Source organism: Pseudomonas sp. LFM046 (assembly GCF_000949385.2).
Classification (GTDB): Bacteria; Pseudomonadota; Gammaproteobacteria; order Pseudomonadales; family Pseudomonadaceae; genus Metapseudomonas.
In genome coordinates this window covers 1,411,936-1,429,310 of sequence record NZ_JYKO02000001.1, presented here as the reverse complement: position 1 = coordinate 1,429,310, position 17,375 = coordinate 1,411,936, and the positions used below count along the sequence as shown (strand labels likewise).

The 17,375-nt window shown below is 64.5% G+C and carries 15 protein-coding genes and 1 tRNA gene; 8 read left to right on the top strand and 8 right to left on the bottom strand.

The genetic code is table 11. The features are described 5' to 3' along the window. Positions 1 to 81: 81 nt before the first annotated feature. Both TQ98_RS06695 and TQ98_RS06690 read right to left on the bottom strand, forming a co-directional pair. Positions 82 to 717, bottom strand: a complete 636-nt coding sequence (locus TQ98_RS06695; protein ID WP_044871692.1) for a response regulator — start codon at positions 715 to 717, stop codon at positions 82 to 84. A gap of 25 nt (positions 718 to 742) precedes the next feature. After that, positions 743 to 2,995: a PAS domain S-box protein gene (locus TQ98_RS06690; RefSeq protein WP_103102895.1), complete on the bottom strand. Its 2,253-nt coding sequence runs from the start codon at positions 2,993 to 2,995 to the stop codon at positions 743 to 745. Positions 2,996 to 3,214: 219 nt separating this feature from the next. On the opposite strand from TQ98_RS06690, the gene TQ98_RS06685 reads away from it, so the two are divergent. The 4 genes from TQ98_RS06685 (at position 3,215) to TQ98_RS06670 (ending at position 8,366) form a co-directional block, all read left to right on the top strand. Then, positions 3,215 to 4,837, top strand: a complete 1,623-nt coding sequence (locus TQ98_RS06685; protein WP_044871691.1) for an acyl-CoA synthetase — start codon at positions 3,215 to 3,217, stop codon at positions 4,835 to 4,837. A gap of 141 nt (positions 4,838 to 4,978) precedes the next feature. Next, on the top strand, positions 4,979 to 5,308 hold the full coding sequence (locus TQ98_RS06680; RefSeq protein ID WP_044871690.1) for a DUF485 domain-containing protein: 330 nt from the start codon (positions 4,979 to 4,981) through the stop codon (positions 5,306 to 5,308). 26 nt (positions 5,309 to 5,334) lie between these two features. Then, entirely contained in the window at positions 5,335 to 6,954 is a 1,620-nt protein-coding gene (locus tag TQ98_RS06675; protein ID WP_242443190.1) for a cation acetate symporter, read from the top strand. A 149-nt stretch (positions 6,955 to 7,103) separates the two neighbouring features. Next, positions 7,104 to 8,366: an OprD family porin gene (locus TQ98_RS06670; RefSeq protein ID WP_044871688.1), complete on the top strand. Its 1,263-nt coding sequence runs from the start codon at positions 7,104 to 7,106 to the stop codon at positions 8,364 to 8,366. Between the two features lie 180 nt (positions 8,367 to 8,546). On the opposite strand, the gene TQ98_RS06665 is transcribed toward TQ98_RS06670, so the two are convergent. The 3 genes from TQ98_RS06665 to pcsA form a co-directional block, all read right to left on the bottom strand. Further along, the gene (locus TQ98_RS06665) at positions 8,547 to 8,966 is read right to left on the bottom strand and encodes a cupin domain-containing protein (RefSeq protein ID WP_044871687.1); all 420 of its coding nucleotides are present in this window, start codon (positions 8,964 to 8,966) and stop codon (positions 8,547 to 8,549) included. A gap of 7 nt (positions 8,967 to 8,973) precedes the next feature. Next, the gene (locus tag TQ98_RS06660) at positions 8,974 to 9,414 is read right to left on the bottom strand and encodes a carboxymuconolactone decarboxylase family protein (RefSeq protein WP_044871686.1); all 441 of its coding nucleotides are present in this window, start codon (positions 9,412 to 9,414) and stop codon (positions 8,974 to 8,976) included. Between the two features lie 180 nt (positions 9,415 to 9,594). Further along, on the bottom strand, positions 9,595 to 10,317 hold the full coding sequence (gene pcsA, locus TQ98_RS06655; RefSeq protein WP_044871685.1) for a phosphatidylcholine synthase: 723 nt from the start codon (positions 10,315 to 10,317) through the stop codon (positions 9,595 to 9,597). A 264-nt stretch (positions 10,318 to 10,581) separates the two neighbouring features. Here pcsA and TQ98_RS06650 point away from each other — a divergent pair, with 264 nt between their 5' ends. The 4 genes from TQ98_RS06650 to TQ98_RS06635 all read left to right on the top strand — a co-directional run bounded on the left by TQ98_RS06650 (position 10,582) and on the right by TQ98_RS06635 (position 12,937). Next, entirely contained in the window at positions 10,582 to 10,794 is a 213-nt protein-coding gene (locus tag TQ98_RS06650; RefSeq protein WP_082073212.1) for a cysteine-rich CWC family protein, read from the top strand. Beyond that, on the top strand, positions 10,794 to 11,486 hold the full coding sequence (locus TQ98_RS06645; RefSeq protein ID WP_044871684.1) for a pseudouridine synthase: 693 nt from the start codon (positions 10,794 to 10,796) through the stop codon (positions 11,484 to 11,486). The genes TQ98_RS06650 and TQ98_RS06645 overlap by 1 nt, the downstream gene beginning before the upstream one ends. Before the next feature lie 398 nt (positions 11,487 to 11,884). Beyond that, positions 11,885 to 12,766 carry an alpha/beta hydrolase gene (locus TQ98_RS06640; protein WP_044871683.1) on the top strand — a complete coding sequence of 294 codons (882 nt, stop codon included), beginning with the start codon at positions 11,885 to 11,887 and terminating at the stop codon, positions 12,764 to 12,766. Positions 12,767 to 12,863: 97 nt separating this feature from the next. After that, positions 12,864 to 12,937: transfer RNA gene (locus TQ98_RS06635), tRNA-Gly, on the top strand. Between the two features lie 277 nt (positions 12,938 to 13,214). Here the strand turns inward: TQ98_RS06635 and TQ98_RS06630 are convergent. From TQ98_RS06630 to TQ98_RS06620, 3 genes are all read right to left on the bottom strand, one after another. Continuing rightward, positions 13,215 to 14,435, bottom strand: coding sequence for an MFS transporter (locus TQ98_RS06630; protein ID WP_044871682.1), 1,221 nt, complete (start codon positions 14,433 to 14,435; stop codon positions 13,215 to 13,217). A gap of 238 nt (positions 14,436 to 14,673) precedes the next feature. Next, positions 14,674 to 16,515, bottom strand: coding sequence for an amidohydrolase (locus tag TQ98_RS06625; RefSeq protein ID WP_044871668.1), 1,842 nt, complete (start codon positions 16,513 to 16,515; stop codon positions 14,674 to 14,676). A 14-nt stretch (positions 16,516 to 16,529) separates the two neighbouring features. Further along, on the bottom strand, positions 16,530 to 17,348 hold the full coding sequence (locus TQ98_RS06620; RefSeq protein WP_044871667.1) for an alpha/beta hydrolase: 819 nt from the start codon (positions 17,346 to 17,348) through the stop codon (positions 16,530 to 16,532). Positions 17,349 to 17,375: the final 27 nt, after the last annotated feature.

Sequence of the window (17,375 nt, the reverse complement as noted above, 5' to 3'; positions counted from 1 at the left end):
TTCTATCTTTGGGTTAGCGATGGCTAAACATTAGAGATTGATTGAAAGCGGCCGCTGGGCTTGTAGGAAATTCGCTGCTGATCAACGCAGGTTCAACGGATCCACCAACCCCGCCGCGATAGCCATGCCCACCAGGTCTGGCAGGCGTTCGGCCTGCATGCGCTTCATCACCCGGGAGCGGTAGAGGTCGACGGTCTTCACGCTGATGTCCAACTGCTCGGCGATTTCGCGGTTGGTGTAGCCCTGCACCAGGGGAAGCAGCACATCACGCTCGCGGGGCGTCAGGCTGTCCAGGCGTTCCTGCAGATGCCCTTGCCCGCCCGAGGTCGAGCGCTTCTGGTCGAAGCTGGAGAGGGCCTGTTGCACGCTGTCCAGCAGCAACTGTTCGTTGTAGGGCTTCTCGATGAAGTCACGGGCGCCGGCCTTGAAGGCGCGAACCACAATGGGCACGTCTGCGTGACCGCTGACGAAGATGGTCGGCAGATCAAGGCCCCGGCTTCGCATTTCTTCCTGCACGTTGAGGCCGCCCATGCCGGGCATGCGCACGTCCAGCAGCACGCAGGCGTCAAGGCTGGCATCACAGGAGTCGAGGAAGGCCCGACCACTGGTGAATGGCAGGGCCTTGAGGCCCACCGACTCCAGCAGCCAGACAGTGGAGTCCAGCATGCCCTGGTCGTCATCCACCACGTAGACCACCTGTTCGCCACCGTTGGACATCAATCCCCCTCCTTTTCGATTCTTGTTATTGCAGCGGCAGGCAGCAGCGCATCAGCAATCCGCCCGCCTCGTCCGGCATCCCGTCGAGAGAGCCGCCAAATCCTTCGATGATGCTGCGACTCATCGACAACCCCAGGCCCAGGCCATCCGGCTTGCTGGTGTAGAAGGGGGTGAAGATGCGCGTCAGTTCCTCTTCGCCCAGACCCGGCCCCTGGTCGCGCACTTCGATGATCAGGTGTCCCTTCCCGACTCGGGCCCCCAGCCAGATCAGCGAATCCCGCCCCGGATGGGCCTCTCGATTGGCGTCGATGGCATTGCGCAACAGGTTCAGCAGCACCTGCTCCAGCAGCACCCGGTCGGCGTAGACCGACGGCAGATTCTCCGGCAATTGCTCTTCGATCGCCACCTGGCTGGCAACGGCTTCCCAGGCGCAGAGGCGCACCGCCTCCCGGGCGACTTCGGCCACGTCGAGGGCCTGCATGCGCCGCTGCCCCTTGCGCAGGAAAGCGCGCAGGCGCTTGATCACTTCCGAAGCGTGATGGGCGTGCTCGGTGATGCGCTCCAACCCCTGGGCCACCCGCTCGGCGGCCTTGGGGTTGTTACCCAGGGATTGCAGGTAGCGCTGGCTGGCTCCGGCGTAGTTCATCACCGCCGCCAGGGGCTGGTTGATCTCGTGGGCGATGCCCGAAGCCAGTTCCCCCAGGGTAACCAGCCGGGCGGTGTGGGCCAGTTCGTCCTGATGGCGGCGCTGCTGGGCTTCGCGCAGTTCACGCTCGGTCATGTCCCGAGCCACCAGCGAGTAGTAGCGCTCGCCGCCCGCCGTGTTGTGAGCCAGCAGCACCATCGAAACTGGAACCGAAGCGCCACCGGCCGGCGGCTGCAGGCGCGTGTCGATCTTCCACACGCCGTGGCGCTCGGCGGTGCGCCAGCCGTCCCGTTGCAAGCGCGCAAGGTCGTCGGCGGCGACGATCTGGTCCAGTGCTGGCGCCGGCTGTTGCGGCCCCAGTCCCAGCGCACGCCGCGCTGCCGGATTGAGGTACGTGATATGCCCGGCCGGATCGACGAAGAGCACCGGGTCGGTGTTGGCTTCCACCACTTCAGCCAGACGCCGCTTGTTCTCCTCCGCCTCGACCCGAGCGGTGATATCACGGGACACGCTGACCACTTCCACCACAGCGCCGGTGTAGGTCTCGCGGATGGCGCGGCTGGCGGTCTCGAACCAGAGGTAATGCCCCATGCGATGGCGGATGCGGTAGGTCATGGTGTAGTAGCCGTCCTGCTCCAGGGCGTCGCGAGCCAGCTGCACCAGGTGGGCCAGTTCCTGGGGATGAAACAGGCACTGGGCGAACTGTCCGCGCAGTTCTTCCGGCCAATAGCCGAGTAACGTCCAGGAAGCCGGGGAGGCATCGAGGAATCGGCCCTCCGGGGTATGACGGGAAATCAGGTCGGTGGTGTTCTCGGTGATCAACCGGTACAGCCGCCTTGCCCGTGCCGCCTCGCGCTCGGCCAGGATCTGCGCGGTAGCTTCACGACAACGCGCCAGCACCCGGCGCTCCTGGGGATCGGGGATATAGGTCCAGATCAGCACCCGCTCGCCGCACTGCGCCTCCACCCCCTCGATGGCGCGCTTCTGGGCAAGGCAGGCGCGTACCAGGGATGCATGGTTCACCGGCAGGAAGCGCAGCACCTCGGCCAGTGGCGCCTCTCCGAGCAGCGTCAACAGCGCGGCGTTCAGCTCAAGCGGCCGGGCCTCGGCATCGACCAGCAAGCTCGGTTGCGGATCGTGCCCCAGCAGTGGCGAGGCGCGCAGAAGGCCGTTGACGCTGCCGACCAGAGTCGTCAGCAATTCGTAGACCCAGCCCAGCCAGTCCAGGCTGACGCCCTCCTTCACCTCCAGCAGCAGCAGCCCCGGAAGACCCTCCTCCAGCGCCAGGGCGAAGAGCTGGCCGTGGCTGATGGCGGCCCGGCGAAGACGGCCGGCCAGCCAGCAATCCATCTGGCGCACCTGGTCCAGGCCCAGCCGTCCCTCCAACTCCAGGCGGGAGGCCAGGGCTTCATCGCTCGCCTGCAAAGGGTCGCCCTGCCCTGGCGGCAACTGCTGGCCGCTGCCTTCATGGCTGTAGATGCGCGCACCGGCCTGCCAGCTCAGGTAATAGGCATGCCGAACCTCGGGGCAGGCACGCAGCGCCCGGCACAAGGCGTCGGCGCGGTCGACCAGAAGCACGTCCTCGCGCTGCAGGCGCAGCCAGGTGTTGAGTCGAACCGGTGTCTGGGTCATGGCAGGTCCAGCGGCGTGGGTGGGCAAGCATATACCGCTCACTGGCAGTCTGAGGCCAACCCTACCGACAAAATGATAAACATATAGTATTTATACTATATGACTATAGAACTACTTCCATACAACTATACGACTGGTATATAAATCCCCCAGAGATCTGCCGGCCTCCCCGAATGAGCCGGTGAAGAAGAGCTAATAATCAGCCGCCGGGTATCCAGCATGTCGATCTACGATCAGGGCCTTGCCCCTGCCGCCGTCAACCACATCGCCCTCTCCCCCCTCAGCTTCATCGAGCGCACCGCCGCCGTTTACCCCCACTACCCGGCCGTGATCCACGGTTCCATCCGCCGCAACTGGGCCGAAACCTACGCGCGCTGCCGGCGCCTGGCGTCTGCCTTGGCCGGTCGTGGCATCGGCAAGGGCGACACGGTGGCGGTGATGCTGCCGAACATCCCCGCCATGCTGGAGGCGCACTTCGGCGTGCCCATGATCGGTGCCGTGCTCAATACCCTGAACGTGCGCCTGGACGCCGAAGCCATCGCGTTCATGCTGCAGCACGGCGAGGCCAGGGTGCTGATCACCGACCGTGAGTTCCATGAGGTGATCCACGCCGCCATCGGCATGCTCGACCACCCGCCACTGGTGATCGACGTCGATGACCCGGAATACGGCGAAGGCCTCGCCGTGAGCGACCTGGACTACGAAGCGCTGCTGGCCGAAGGCGACCCTGAATTCGCCTGGCAGTGGCCGGAAGACGAATGGCAGGCCATCTCCCTCAACTACACCTCCGGCACCACCGGCAACCCCAAGGGCGTGGTCTATCACCACCGCGGCGCCTACCTGAACGCCCTGGGCAACCAGATGACCTGGAACATGGGCAACCACCCGGTCTACCTCTGGACGCTGCCGATGTTCCACTGCAACGGCTGGTGCTACCCCTGGACCGTCACCGCCCTGGCCGGCGTGCATGTGTTCCTGCGCCGGGTGGACCCGCAGAAGATCCTCAACCTGATCCGCGAACATCAGGTCAGCCACCTGTGCGGCGCGCCAATCGTGCTCAACGCCCTGGTGAACATGCCCGAATCGGCCAAGGCCGCCATCGACCATCCGGTGAATGCCATGGTGGCGGGCGCGGCTCCGCCGGCCAAGGTCATCGGGGCGGTGGAGGAAATGGGCATCCGCGTCACCCACGTCTACGGCCTCACCGAGGTCTACGGGCCGGTGACTGTCTGCGCCTGGCACGAGAAGTGGGACGCGCTGCCCCTCGAGGAGCGGGCCCGTATCAAATCCCGCCAGGGCGTGCGCTACCCCACCCTCGAAGGGGTGATGGTGGCCGACCCGAAAACCCTGGAGCCAGTGCCCCTGGACGGCCAGACCATCGGCGAGATCTTCATGCGCGGCAACACCGTGATGAAGGGCTACCTGAAGAACCCCAGCGCCACCAGCGAAGCCTTCGAGGGCGGGTGGTTCCACACCGGCGACCTGGCGGTCTGGCACCCGGACGGCTACGTGGAAATCCGCGACCGGTTGAAGGACATCATCATCTCCGGCGGCGAGAACATCTCCACCATCGAACTGGAAGGCGTGCTCTATCGCCATCCGGCCGTGCTGGAAGCCGCCGTGGTGGCACGCCCCGACGAGAAATGGGGCGAAACCCCCTGCGCCTTCATCACGCTGAAAGCGGACCAGCAGGAAACCCGTGAGGCCGACATCATCGCCTTCTGCCGCGAACACCTCGCGGGATTCAAGGTGCCGAAGACGGTGATTTTCACTCAGTTGCCGAAGACCTCAACCGGCAAGATCCAGAAGTACGTCCTGCGGGACATGGCGAAAAACCTCTAACTGAATCCGGCCCGTCCGGACACCCCGAAGCGCTCAGGAACAGGGCGGCAGCCAATGGCTGCCGCCAGGGGCCGCCGCATGCCCGGAAAAGCTGCGGCGGCCAGCAACAGGCATCGACAACAACAACAAGCGGAGCCCGTCATGAGTACCCACGAAACACCTCACAACCAAAGCTTCCAACGCATCCGGTCCAACCCGAAATTCCAGCGCCTGGCCCACCAGCGGGCCGTGCTGGCCTGGTCCCTCAGCGCCCTGGTGCTGGGGGTCTATTACCTCTTCATCATGCTGGTGGCCTTCGTGCCGGGCTGGCTGCACCTGCCGCTGTACGAAGGCAGCCACCTCAGCCGCGGCATCCCGGTGGGGGCCGCCATCATCATCTTTTCCTGGTTGTTGACCGCCTGCTACGTCCGTCATGCCAATAACCGCTTCGACGCTCTGAGCGCCGAGATCATCGAGGAGGCCAAGGCATGAAAGCACTGCTCGCCCTCTTCGCCTTGATGCCCGCAGGGGCCTTCGCCGCAATCGACGCCGGCACCCGGCAACCGCTCAACCTGCACGCCATCGGCATGTTCTTCGTCTTTGTCATGGCCACCCTCGTCATCACCTGGTGGGCCGCCCGGCGTACCCGCTCGGCGTCGGACTTCTACACCGCTGGCGGCGGTATCTCCGGCTTCCAGAACGGCCTGGCCATTGCCGGTGACTACATGTCGGCGGCAACCCTGCTGGGCCTGTCCAGCCTGGTATTCGCCAAGGGCTACGATGGCTTCGTCTACACCATCGGCTTCTTCGTCGGCTGGCCGGTGATCACCTTCCTGATGGCCGAACGCTTGCGCAACCTCGGCAAGTACACCTTCGCCGACATCGTCTCCTACCGCCTCGATCAGACCCGCGTGCGCAGCTTCGCCGCCCTCGGCTCGCTGACCGTGGTCTGCTGCTACCTCATCGTGCAAATGGTGGGTGCCGGCCAGTTGATCAAGCTGCTGTTCGGCCTGGACTACCAGATCGCGGTGGTCGTCGTCGGCATGCTGATGCTGGTCTACGTGATCTTCGGCGGCATGATCGCCACCACCTGGGTGCAGATCGTGAAGGCCGTCCTGCTGCTGGCCGGCGGTACCACCCTGGTGCTGATGGCCATGGACGAGTTCGGCTTCAGCTTCGAAAACCTCGCCAGCCGTGCGGTGGACGCACACGCCATCGGTAACGGCATCATGGGCCCCGGCTCCCTGCTGGCGGACCCGATCAACGCCGTGTCCCTGTCCCTCGGCCTGGTGTTCGGCATCGCCGGCCTGCCGCATATCCTGATGCGCTTCTTCACCGTGCCCAATGCCAGGGAGGCCCGCCGCTCGGTGCTGTTCGCCACCGGTTTCATCGGTTTCTTCTTCCTGGTCGTCTGCGTGCTCGGCTACACCGCCATCGTCATCGTCGGCACCGACCCGCAGTACTTCGTCGACGGCAAGCTGGGAGGCGCCCTGGTGGGCGGCGGCAACATGGTGGCCATGCACCTGGCCAAGGCAGTGGGCGGCAACCTGTTCCTCGGTTTCCTCTCCGCCGTGGCCTTCGCCACTATCCTCGCCGTGGTGTCCGGCCTGGCGCTGGCCGGAGCCTCGGCCATCTCTCACGACCTCTACGCCACCGTGCTGCGCAAGGGTCTTGCCAGCGAACGCGAGGAGATGCGTGTCAGCCGCATCGCCACGGTCTGCCTGGGCCTGGTGGCCATCGGTCTGGGGCTGCTGTTCGAACAGATGAACATCGCCTTCCTCGTCGGCCTGACCTTCGGCGTGGCCGCTTCGGCCAACTTCCCGGTGCTGATCATGGCCATGTACTGGAAAGGCCTGACCACCCGAGGCGCCCTCTGGGGCGGATTGACCGGCCTGGTCAGCGCTCTGGTGCTGGTAATCCTCTCCCCCGCCGTATGGGTGACGGTGCTTGGCCATGCCAAGGCCATCTTCCCTTACGACCACCCGGCGCTCTTCTCCATGCCCCTGGCATTCGCCGTGATCGTGGTGGTGTCCAGCCTCGACCGCAGCACCCGCGCCAGCCGTGAACGCGCCGCCTACGACGACCAGTTCGTCCGCGCCCAGACCGGCCTCGGAGCGGCCGCCGCCAGCAGCCATTGATTCGGGGGGCTCGGCCAGACGGCCGTGCCACTCCTGCCCCCGCAGCAAAGCTGCCGCCCCGCTGTTGAGCATGGCGCGGTCCGGGCTCCTTTGGTCCGCGCCTTTTTTATTCCCGCTGTACCCCGAAAAGAAAAACAAGAGGACTCTCCATGCACCGCAATACCCTCACCACCGGGCTGCTCCTGGCCGGCGGCGTTCTCGGCCTTTCCACGCCGGCCCTGGCGGACTTCGTCAAGGACTCCAAGGCCAGCCTGGAGCTGCGCAACTTCTACTTCAATCGCGACTTCCGCCAGCACGCCGCGCCCCAGGCCAAAGCCGAGGAATGGGCCCAGGGCTTCCTGTTGCGTTATGAGTCAGGCTTTACCGAAGGCAGCATTGGCGTTGGGGTGGACGCGATCGGTCTGCTCGGCGTGAAGCTCGATTCAAGCCCCGACCGTGCCGGCTCGGGCCTGCTCAAGCGCGATCGCGAAGCGCCCAAACGCGCCCAGGACGAGTACGGCGAACTGGGCCTGACCGCCAAACTGCGCGCCTCGAAAAGCACCCTCAAGCTCGGCACGCTGATGCCCAAGCTGCCGGTGCTGCTGGCCAATGACTCGCGCCTGCTGCCGCAGACCTTCGAGGGCGGTCAGCTCAATTCCCTGGAGATCGACGGCCTGACCTTCGATGCCGGGCACCTGCGCCAGGTCAACCAGCGCGACTCCTCCGACTACGAGGACCTTTCCATCACCACGATCGGGGTGAAGAACATCCGTGCGCGCCAGGTCACCAGCGACGCCTTCGACTTCGCCAACCTCAGCTACAAGTGGAACGACAGCCTCACCACCGGCTACGGTTTCGGCCGCCTGGACGACTTCTACCGCCAGCACATGCTGACCCTGAACCACCTGCTGTCACTGGGTGACGGGCAGAGCCTGAAGAGCGACCTGCGCTTCGCCCGCTCTACCGACGAGGGCAACAGCAACGTCGACAACCAAGCCTTCGGCGCCATGTTCACCTACGGCATCGGCGGCCACGCCCTGGGCCTCGGCTACCAGCGGATGGGCGGCGACACCGGCTTTGCTTACGTCAACGGCAGCGACGCCTACCTGGTGAACTTCGTGCAGATCAGCGACTTCGCCAACCGCGAGGAGCGCTCCTGGCAGGCCCGCTACGACTACAACTTCGCCGCCCTGGGCATTCCCGGGCTGACCTTCATGACCCGTTACCTCAGCGGCGATGGCGTCGAGTTGGGCGCCGGGCGCAAGGATGGCAAGGAATGGGAGCGCGACACCGACATCGCCTATGTGGTGCAAAGCGGACCACTGAAGAACCTCGGCCTCAAGTGGCGCAACGCAACCCTGCGCTCGACCCATTTCGGCAACGATCTGGACGAGAACCGGCTGATCCTCAGCTACACCTTGCCGCTCTGGTAACCGGAAGCGCCGCGCCAGCCTGAAGTACCGGTGCGCGCGGCGCACCCTACCGTACGCCCGCCTTGATCCGGGCTCGACCGTAGGGTGCGCCATGCGCACCGCGTACGGAATCTCAGCCGGGCCAAGAACTGACCAGTTGGTAAGCGGATTCACCCCCACAAGAAAGACGACGCCCGCAGCTCACTGTTCGTAAGGCTCCAGAACCGGCGCTTTCTCGTCGTTCAGCACCCACGCCACCAGCTTCGCCGGCTTGGTTTCGCTGGCATTGCGCGACTGCAGATGGGCGCTGCCGGCGGGTTCGTACCAGCTTTCGCCGGCCTTGTAGAGCTTGGGCTCCTGCCCCTTGATTTGGGAGATCACTTCCCCTTCCACCACATAGGCGAGCACCGAGCCCGGGTGGAGGTGGGCGGCGGAGCGCTGCCCCGGCGCGTAATCGACGGTCAGCAGGAGAGCTTTCTTGCCCGGTGCATTGGCCGGGCTCTGCTCCTGCAGCACGGTGACTTTTTCGTGGCCGTCGCCGGCTTCATGGGCGTAAGCCGCCTGGAGGCTCATCAGCATCAGGCCGGCCGTGAGTGCGGAAAGGGTTTTCAGATTGCGCATGGTCGTGTCACTCGCTCGGGACTTTGCGGAAGCCGACAGCCAGCCGGTTCCAGGAGTTGATGGTGTTGATGGCCAGGGTCAGGTCCACCCGCTCGCGTTCGCTGAACTCAGCGGCGAGCAGCGCGTAGTCCTCATCCGGGGCATGGGTCTCGGCAAGCCGGGTCAGGGCCTCCGTCCACGCCAGCGCGGCGCGCTCGCGGACGGTGAAGAAAGGACTCTCGCGCCAGACGGCAACCGCGAACAGGCGGCGTTCGGTTTCGCCACGCTTGCGGGCGTCGTGGGCGTGCAGATCAACACAGAAGGCGCAGCCATTGATCTGCGAGGCGCGCAGCTTCACCAACTCCAGCAGCGGCTTCTCCAGGGGCAGTTTGCTCACCGCGGCCTCCAGGGCGAGCATCGCCTTGAGCGCATCGGGAGAAGCCGCGTAGTAATCCAGGCGCGGGGTCATCGGGGCATCCTCGTGGTGGGAAGGGATGCCTCCAAGCTACTGCTGGTGGGGCGAGTGACCTACGGCCAATTGGCGCGAATACGAGGTGACCAATCAGGCAGGATTTCAGCGGGCAGAAACGACTGCGGGAGGGCATTCATTCGCGAATGAATACCCTCCCGCAGGAAAGACGAGTGGACGTCAGGCCTTCAGCTTATGGGTCCAGTCCAGCAGGCTGCGCCACAGGCAGATGCCCACGAAATAGGCCGAAGCCAGCCACCAGATGCCCAGCACCAGTGACTTGTAGAAGGGGTGCTGAAGGATGAGGAACATGCTGCTGATCATCCACACGAAGGTGACCACGATGTTCAGCGGCATCAGCTTGCGCACCCGGAACGGGTGGAGGAACTTCAGCTTGGTCAGGGTCAGGGCGGCGAGGACGCAGATCAGCAGCAGGCTCACCACCGGCAACGGCTCGATGATCCAGATGTAGAGCGCCACGACGTTCCAGGCGGCGGGGAAGCCGACGAAGTAGTTGTCGCTGCTCTTCATGTTCAGGTTGCAGAAGCAGAACAGCGACGACACCAGGATCAGGCTCACGGTGACCAGCGCCGTGTGCTCGGGCAGGTCGATGTAGCGGTAGATGAAGATGGCAGGGATGAAGACGTAGGTGAGGTAGTCGATCACCAGGTCCAGGGTGGAGCCATCGAAGTTCGGCAGCATGGTGCTGGTCTGCACCCGTCGGGCGAAGGTGCCATCGAGGCCATCTACCAGCAGCGCCGCCCCCAGCCAGAGGAGGCAATCGCGGGGCTGGTTGTCGAACAGGGCGAGAATGGCCATCAGGGCCAGCACGACGCCGGTGGCGGTGACACCGTGAGCGGACCAGGCCTTGGCTTTATTGACGACTGTGATGTTGGTGGACACGAGGCAGCTCTGCTCTGAATGGTGGGTAACAGTATCGATAGACCGCGATTATGCGTCAGCTTCTCGCAGTCCTTCAGAAATTTGTGAATCCGACCACGTCGCTTTCAGACACCTTCACCTTGCATATTCGAGCCTAGGCGATCGACGCCAGACGGCAACGTCCGCTGACACCCGGAACGCCGGAAGGCGGCGCCCATCGGAGCGGACTTGCAGCTTGCGCCGCGACGCTGCAACCTTGCGCCCTTTCCGCCGCCGATCCACACCATGAGCGCGCCTTCCGACCCGACCCGCTGCCCGCTGTGCGGCCAGAGCAACCAGTGCACCCAGGCCGATCCGTCCCGTGCCGGTCAGGCGTGCTGGTGCTTCACGACGCCCATCGATCCGGCCGCGCTCCAGCGTATCCCGCCTGAGGACATCGACCGCGCCTGCCTCTGTCCCCGTTGCGCCCAGGCACTGCCGCCCGATGCACCAAACTGATGCGCCTTGATCGATTTCTGAGCAATTTCCCCGAGTTCAGCCGCCTGGATGCACGCCTGCTGCTGGCCGCCGGCCGCGTGCGCGTGGATGGACAATCGGTGACCGACGGACGCTTCGAAGTCCGCGAATTCAACCGGGTGGAACTGGATGACCGGCTGCTCCAGGCCGGCAAGGCGGCGCGCTACTTCATGCTCCACAAGCCCTCCGGCCACGTCAGTGCCACGGAGCACCCTGAGCATCCGACCGTGCTCGATCTGCTGAATGAGCCCGACAAGCACGAGCTGCACCTCGGCGGGCGCCTGGACCTCACCACCACCGGCCTATTGCTGATCACCAACGACGGCCTCTGGTCGCGCCGGCTCACCCTGCCCGGGAGCAAGCAGCCCAAGGTCTACTACGTCGAGACCGAGCAGCCCATCGGCGCCGAGTACGCGGACACCTTCGCCAGTGGGCTCTACTTCGCCTACGAGGACCTGACCACCCTCCCCGCCCAGTTGGAAATCCTCGGCACCCGCTCCGCCCGCCTGACCCTGCACGAGGGGCGCTACCACCAGGTCAAGCGCATGTTCGGCCACTTCCGCAACCGGGTCGTGCGCCTGCATCGCGAACGCATCGGGCCGTTGACGCTGGACCCGCACCTGCAGCCCGGCGACTACCGGCCGCTCACCGCCGAAGAAGTGGCCTACTTTTAGCTAGGTCTCCTGCGAGTCACATCGGGAAGCGAATAACCCGACGAACTGCAAAAATTTTTCCTTTCAATAAGCTTGCGGGTGTAAAGAGGCCCTGCTTAAATCGGACACAAGGTCAGAGCGTGACCAAAGAGTCATGCCGATCGTCTAAGCGTTCCCCTGCGGTATCTTGTGCATTGCACTCGTAGGTTCCCTGCCTGGTTAGAAGACCCCGTCTGGTGCTCTCGAAGCGCCGGATCTCGCTGTCTTTTTTCGACCTAACCGCTTGAAATATAAAGAATTCTAAAAATTCTCGCCTGACATTCGATTGTCATCGAAAGGCGTTTTCCTACTGCCGTGACTTAGAGCGGGCCAAGCCGTTAGAGCGCCTGCATGACCCATCTGCGCCAGGAGGAAACGACATGAGGCCGGAAACCGCCATCGTCGAGATTCACAGCCAGTACAAGGTTTACACGGAGTTCTACGGCAATCCTGAAGCCAAGGAGACCATCATTCTGGTCAACGGCTCCTTGTCGACGACCGCCTCGTTCGCGCAGACAGTGAAATACCTGCAGCCGCACTTCAACGTGGTGCTCTTCGACCAGCCCTATGCCGGTCACTCCAAGCCGCACAACGACAACGACCGCTTCATCAGCAAGGAGACCGAGGCCGACATCCTCCTCCACCTGATCGAGCGCTTCCGGGTGGACTACCTGATGTCCTTCTCCTGGGGCAGCGTCTCCGCCCTGCTGGCCCTCGCCCAGTGCCCGGCACGGATCAAGAAGGCCGTCGTCACGTCCTTCTCGCCCATCCTCAATGAACCGATGATGGACTACCTCACCCGTGGTCTGGACTGCCTGGCAGCGCTCGACCGCGACGCGGTGGGCAGCCTGGTGAACAGCACCATCGGCAAGTACCTGCCGGGTCTGTACCAGCGCTTCAACCACAAGCACTGCAGCAACCTGGACGAGCATGAGTATCTGCAGATGCACTTCCACATCCGCCAGGTGCTGAATATGGACTCGCGCTGCTATGTGGACTGCCTGGCCGACCTGGACATCCCGCTGCTGTTCATCAACGGCGAGCGCGACGAGTACACCTCCGCCGAGGATGCCCGCCACTTCGCCAAGCACGTGCGTGACTGCCGCTTCGCCACCATCGACAACGCTGGTCACTTCGTCGATGTCGAGCACAAGGCAGGCTGGATGCAGACCCAACAAGCCATGCTGGGCTTCCTCAAGACCTCGGCCACCAAGGGCATGGCGCGCCCGCAGGCTGCCGACTACCAGGCAGTAGCCGTTTGAGCGCGTGGCCGTCCGGGCAGGTACAAGTATTTTCAGTAACTTGTGACTGCCTCGGGCTTCACCTTGCGGTTCGCTTCTGGTAAAAATGGCACCCTTCGCGGGCGTCGTATAATGGCATTACCTGAGCTTCCCAAGCTCATGACGAGGGTTCGATTCCCTTCGCCCGCTCCAGAATTCCCCAGATAAAGGCCCACTTCATGGGCTTTTTTCGTTTCTGGGCCGCCAATCGGCCTTACCCCATCCACTCTCCCAATCAGCCTTTTCCCACACACCTACGGTGTTGCCGCTGCCCGATGCCGTCCATAAGGGATATGCCTGGGTTTCTATTTCCATCCGAGCAACAGACCGATATCGAGGTCCTGCTCCCACTCTTCTTCTTCCACCACAATCGCCAGCTACGTGCCTTGAAGCGCCACCTTGCGGTCGTATGCCGTGACTAGCGGCGACCTCAGCCTTTGGCTGAGGCGCGGAACCGAACGATGAATACCAGCATTGCCAATGCGGGCGGCAACGCCGACAGACAGGCGAAAGACGCCCAGCCAACGTGCTCGTAGAGCGGGCTGGCGATCAGCGAGCCCAGGGCTCCGCCAACGAAGATGCTGGTCATGTACACCGCGTTCAGACGCGCCCGGCTGTGTGGGTCGAGGGCGTAAACTTCACGTTGGCCGAGCACCATGTTCAACTGCACGGCGAAGTCCAGCAGCACAGCGGTGACGATCATCCAGAGCCAGCCAGCACCCGGTAGCGAGCCGGCGATCAATGCCAGGGGCGCCAGTAACAGGGCGACGGCAGTGCTGCGGGTACCGTGCCCAGCATCGGCCAGACGCCCGGCAATGGGCGCGGCGATGGCGCCAACCGCGCCGACCAGGGCGAAGATCGCGACCTCGGTCTGGCTGAAGCCGTACTGGCGGACGAGCTCGATGGGGGCGATGGTCCAGAAGCTGCTGAAACTGGCAAACAGCAAGCCCTGGTAGAGGGACCGTTCGCGCAGCACCGTGTAGCGGCGGGCCAATGCGAACACCGAGGCAATCAACGCACCATAGCTTGCCCGATGCGCGGGCACCCGGCGTGGCAGCACCAGCCCCATCACCAGCGCCATCAGCGTCATCAGGGCCGCCGCGCTGTAGAACACGCCTCGCCAGCCGAAGGCTTCGGCCAGGGTACTGGCCAGCGGCCGCGACAGCAGGATGCCCAGCAGCAAGCCACTCATGATGTTGCCCACCACGCGGCCACGGGACTCTTCCGGGGCCATGTGCGCGGCCAGCGGCACGAGGATCTGCACCGCTACCGAGGTCAGGCCGATCAGCAACGAGCAGACGAGGAACAGCGACGGCGTGTGGCTCAACGCTGCGGCAGCCAGACACAGGGCCGCAGCAAGGGTAAAGCCCACCAGCAGTCGCCGGTTCTCCAGCAGGTCTGCCAGGGGTACCAGGAACAGCAGACCCAGGGCGTAGCCGAACTGGGTCAGGGAGACGATCAGGCTGGCGTGAGCGGTGGAAAGACCAATGGAAGGGGCGATCAGCTCCACGATCGGCTGCGCGTAATAGAGGTTGGCGACGACTGCGCCGCAGCAGAACGCGAGAAATATCACCAGGGCGGTGGACAACGTCGGCGGTGCGATGGCGAACGCCGTCCTGGGGTCAGTGGTTGCGGAGTTGCCAAGGGACATGGCGATACCTCGTCGGGTGGGTTGAGCGTTGGCACCAGACTAGGGCTCGCCCCGGCCAGAGAGAATCCGGTCACGGCACAACACACCGATGCGATTTGCGCAACGCCGCCCCGTTCCCCAGTGGGGGCGATTTCAATCGCCAAGCAGGCCGAAGGGCTGCCCTTCGGGATTGCAAGGGGCAACGGCGTTGCCCTTGGCGAATGAATTCGCCCCTACAGGGCCAGGGGAGTCGCCCGTGTCAGAAGGCGAAACAGGAACACCCCAACGCCCCCCAGAAGCCCTGGTAGTCACTCACCGGCACGCTCGACTGGCGCGCCCGCTCGTGGCTGTGGGCGTGCACCGCGCAGGCGCCGACGCACTGGTGCACCTGGGCGGTGAGCGGCGCGCTGGGCTTCCAGTGGCCGGGCACCTTGGCCACCGGCGACCACTCGGGCAGCACCGGCAGTTGCCGGGGGCCGAATGGGTCGAATTCGCCGGCGGCGTAGACCACCTTGCCGTCGACCACGGTCAGCACCGACTCGATCCACTTGATCGCCTCTTCCTCGACGCTGAAGAAGTCCGCCGACAGCGCCGCCAGGTCGGCCAACTGGCCCACCTTGATCTGCCCCTTCTTGCCCTGCTCGCTGGAGAACCAGGCGCTGCCGTGGGTGAACAGTTCCAGCGCGGTGGCGCGGGACAGGCCCTGGGGGTACAGCTCCAGGCCGCCGACGGTCTTGCCGCTGACCAGCCAGTAGAGCGAGGTCCAGGGGTTGTAGCTGGACACGCGGGTGGCGTCGGTGCCGGCGCCCACCGGTACACCCTCGCTGAGCATGCGCTGGATCGGCGGGGTTTTCTCGGCCGCCTGGGCGCCGTAGCGGTCGACGAAGTATTCGCCCTGGAAGGCCATGCGGTCCTGGATGGCGATGCCGCCGCCGAGGGCGCGCACGCGCTCGATGTTCTTCGGGCTGATGGTCTCGGCGTGGTCGAAGAACCAGGGCAGGCCGTTGAACGGGATGTCGCGGTTGACCCGCTCGAACACATCCAGCATGCGCGAGATGGATTCGTCGTAGGTGGCGTGCAGGCGGAACGGCCAGCGCTGCTCCACCAGGTGGCGCACCACCGGTTCCAGTTCCTGCTCCATGGTCTGCGGCAGGTCCGGGCGCGGTTCGAGGAAGTCCTCGAAGTCGGCGGCGGAGAACACCAGCATCTCGCCGGCGCCGTTGTGGCGGAAGAAGTCGCTGCCGTCGCCCGGTTTGACCTGCTTGCTCCAGTTCTGGAAGTCCTGGAGTTCCTCCTTGGGCTTCTGGGTGAACAGGTTGTAGGCGATGCGCACGGTGAGCTGGTCCTGCTGGGCCAGTTCCTGGATCACCTGGTAGTCGTCCGGGTAGTTCTGGTAGCCGCCGCCGGCGTCGATGGCGCTGGTCAGGCCGAGACGGTTCAGCTCGCGCATGAACTGGCGGGTGGAGTTGACCTGGTACTCCAGCGGCAGCTTCGGCCCCTTGGCCAGGGTCGCGTAGAGAATCGTCGCATTGGGGCGGGCGATCAGCATGCCGGTGGGGTTGCCGTTGGCGTCGCGCTGGATCTCGCCGCCGGGCGGGTTGGGGGTGTCCTTGGTGTAACCGACGGCCTTCAGCGCGGCGCGGTTGAGCAGCGCACGGTCATAGAGGTGGAGGAGGAACACCGGGGTGTCCGGCGCCGCGCGGTTGATCTCGTCCAGGGTCGGCATGCGCTTCTCGGCGAACTGGAATTCGTTCCAGCCCCCGACCACCCGCACCCACTGCGGGCTGGGGGTGCGCTCGGCCTGCTCTTTGAGCATGCGCAGGGCGTCGGCCAGGGACGGCACGCCTTCCCAGCGCAGCTCCAGGTTGTAGTTGAGGCCACCACGGATCAGGTGCAGGTGCGAGTCGTTGAGGCCGGGGATGACGGTGCGCTGCTTGAGGTCGATCACCCGGGTGGCGTCGCCGCGCAGGGCCATGGCCTCGGCATCGGTGCCGACGGCGAGGAACTTGCCATCCTTGATGGCCACGGCGCTGGCGGTGGGCTTGGCGCGGTCGACCGTGTGGAAGCGACCGTTGAACAGGATCAGATCGGCGGAGTTCATGGACGTCTCCTTGTTCAGCCGGCGAGGAAGGCCAGCAGGTCTTCGTTGAGCTGCTGCGCGTGGGTCACCGCAAAGCCATGGGGGGCGCCACCATACAGCTTCAGTTCAGCACCTGGGATGAGCTTGGCAGCCAGCATGCCGGTGGTCTCGGCGGGTACGATCTGATCGTCGTCACCGTGGATCACCAGTGTGCGCACGTCGATTTTCGCCATGTCGGCTCGGAAGTCGGTTTCGGCGAACGCGGTTACGCAGTCGATAGTGCCCTTGATCGACGCCAACAGCGCGATGTTCAGGGTCTGGGTGAGTACGCCCTGCGATACCTTCTGGCCGTGGTTGATGCCATAGAAGGGGCTGGCGAAGTCAGCGATGAATTGGGCGCGGTCCTGGCGCAGGCCAGCCCGAATACCGTCGAATACCGCCTGGTCGACGCCCTGCGGGTAGTCGGCGGCTCGACCGAAGATCGGTGTCACCGCGCCCAGCAGGACCAACCCTGCGACCCGGGCGCTGCCATGACGGGCGATGTAGCGGCTGACGTCGCCACCCCCCATTGAAAAGCCCACCAGGACGACCTCGCGCAGGTCCAGCTGCTCGATCAATTGGGCGATATCGTCGGCAAAAGTGTCGTAGTCGTAGCCGTTCCACGGCTGGCTGGAGCGGCCAAAGCCACGACGATCAAAGGCGATGCAGCGATAGCCGCGGCTGCTCAGGTACTCCATCTGGACTTCCCACATGTCGGCGTCCAACGGCCAGCCATGGCTGAACAGCACGGGTTTGCCGGCTCCCCAGTCCTTGTAATAGATCTCGGTGCCATCACGGGTAACGAACGTGCTCATGGAGTCTCCTTTGCCTGTCGGTGCAGG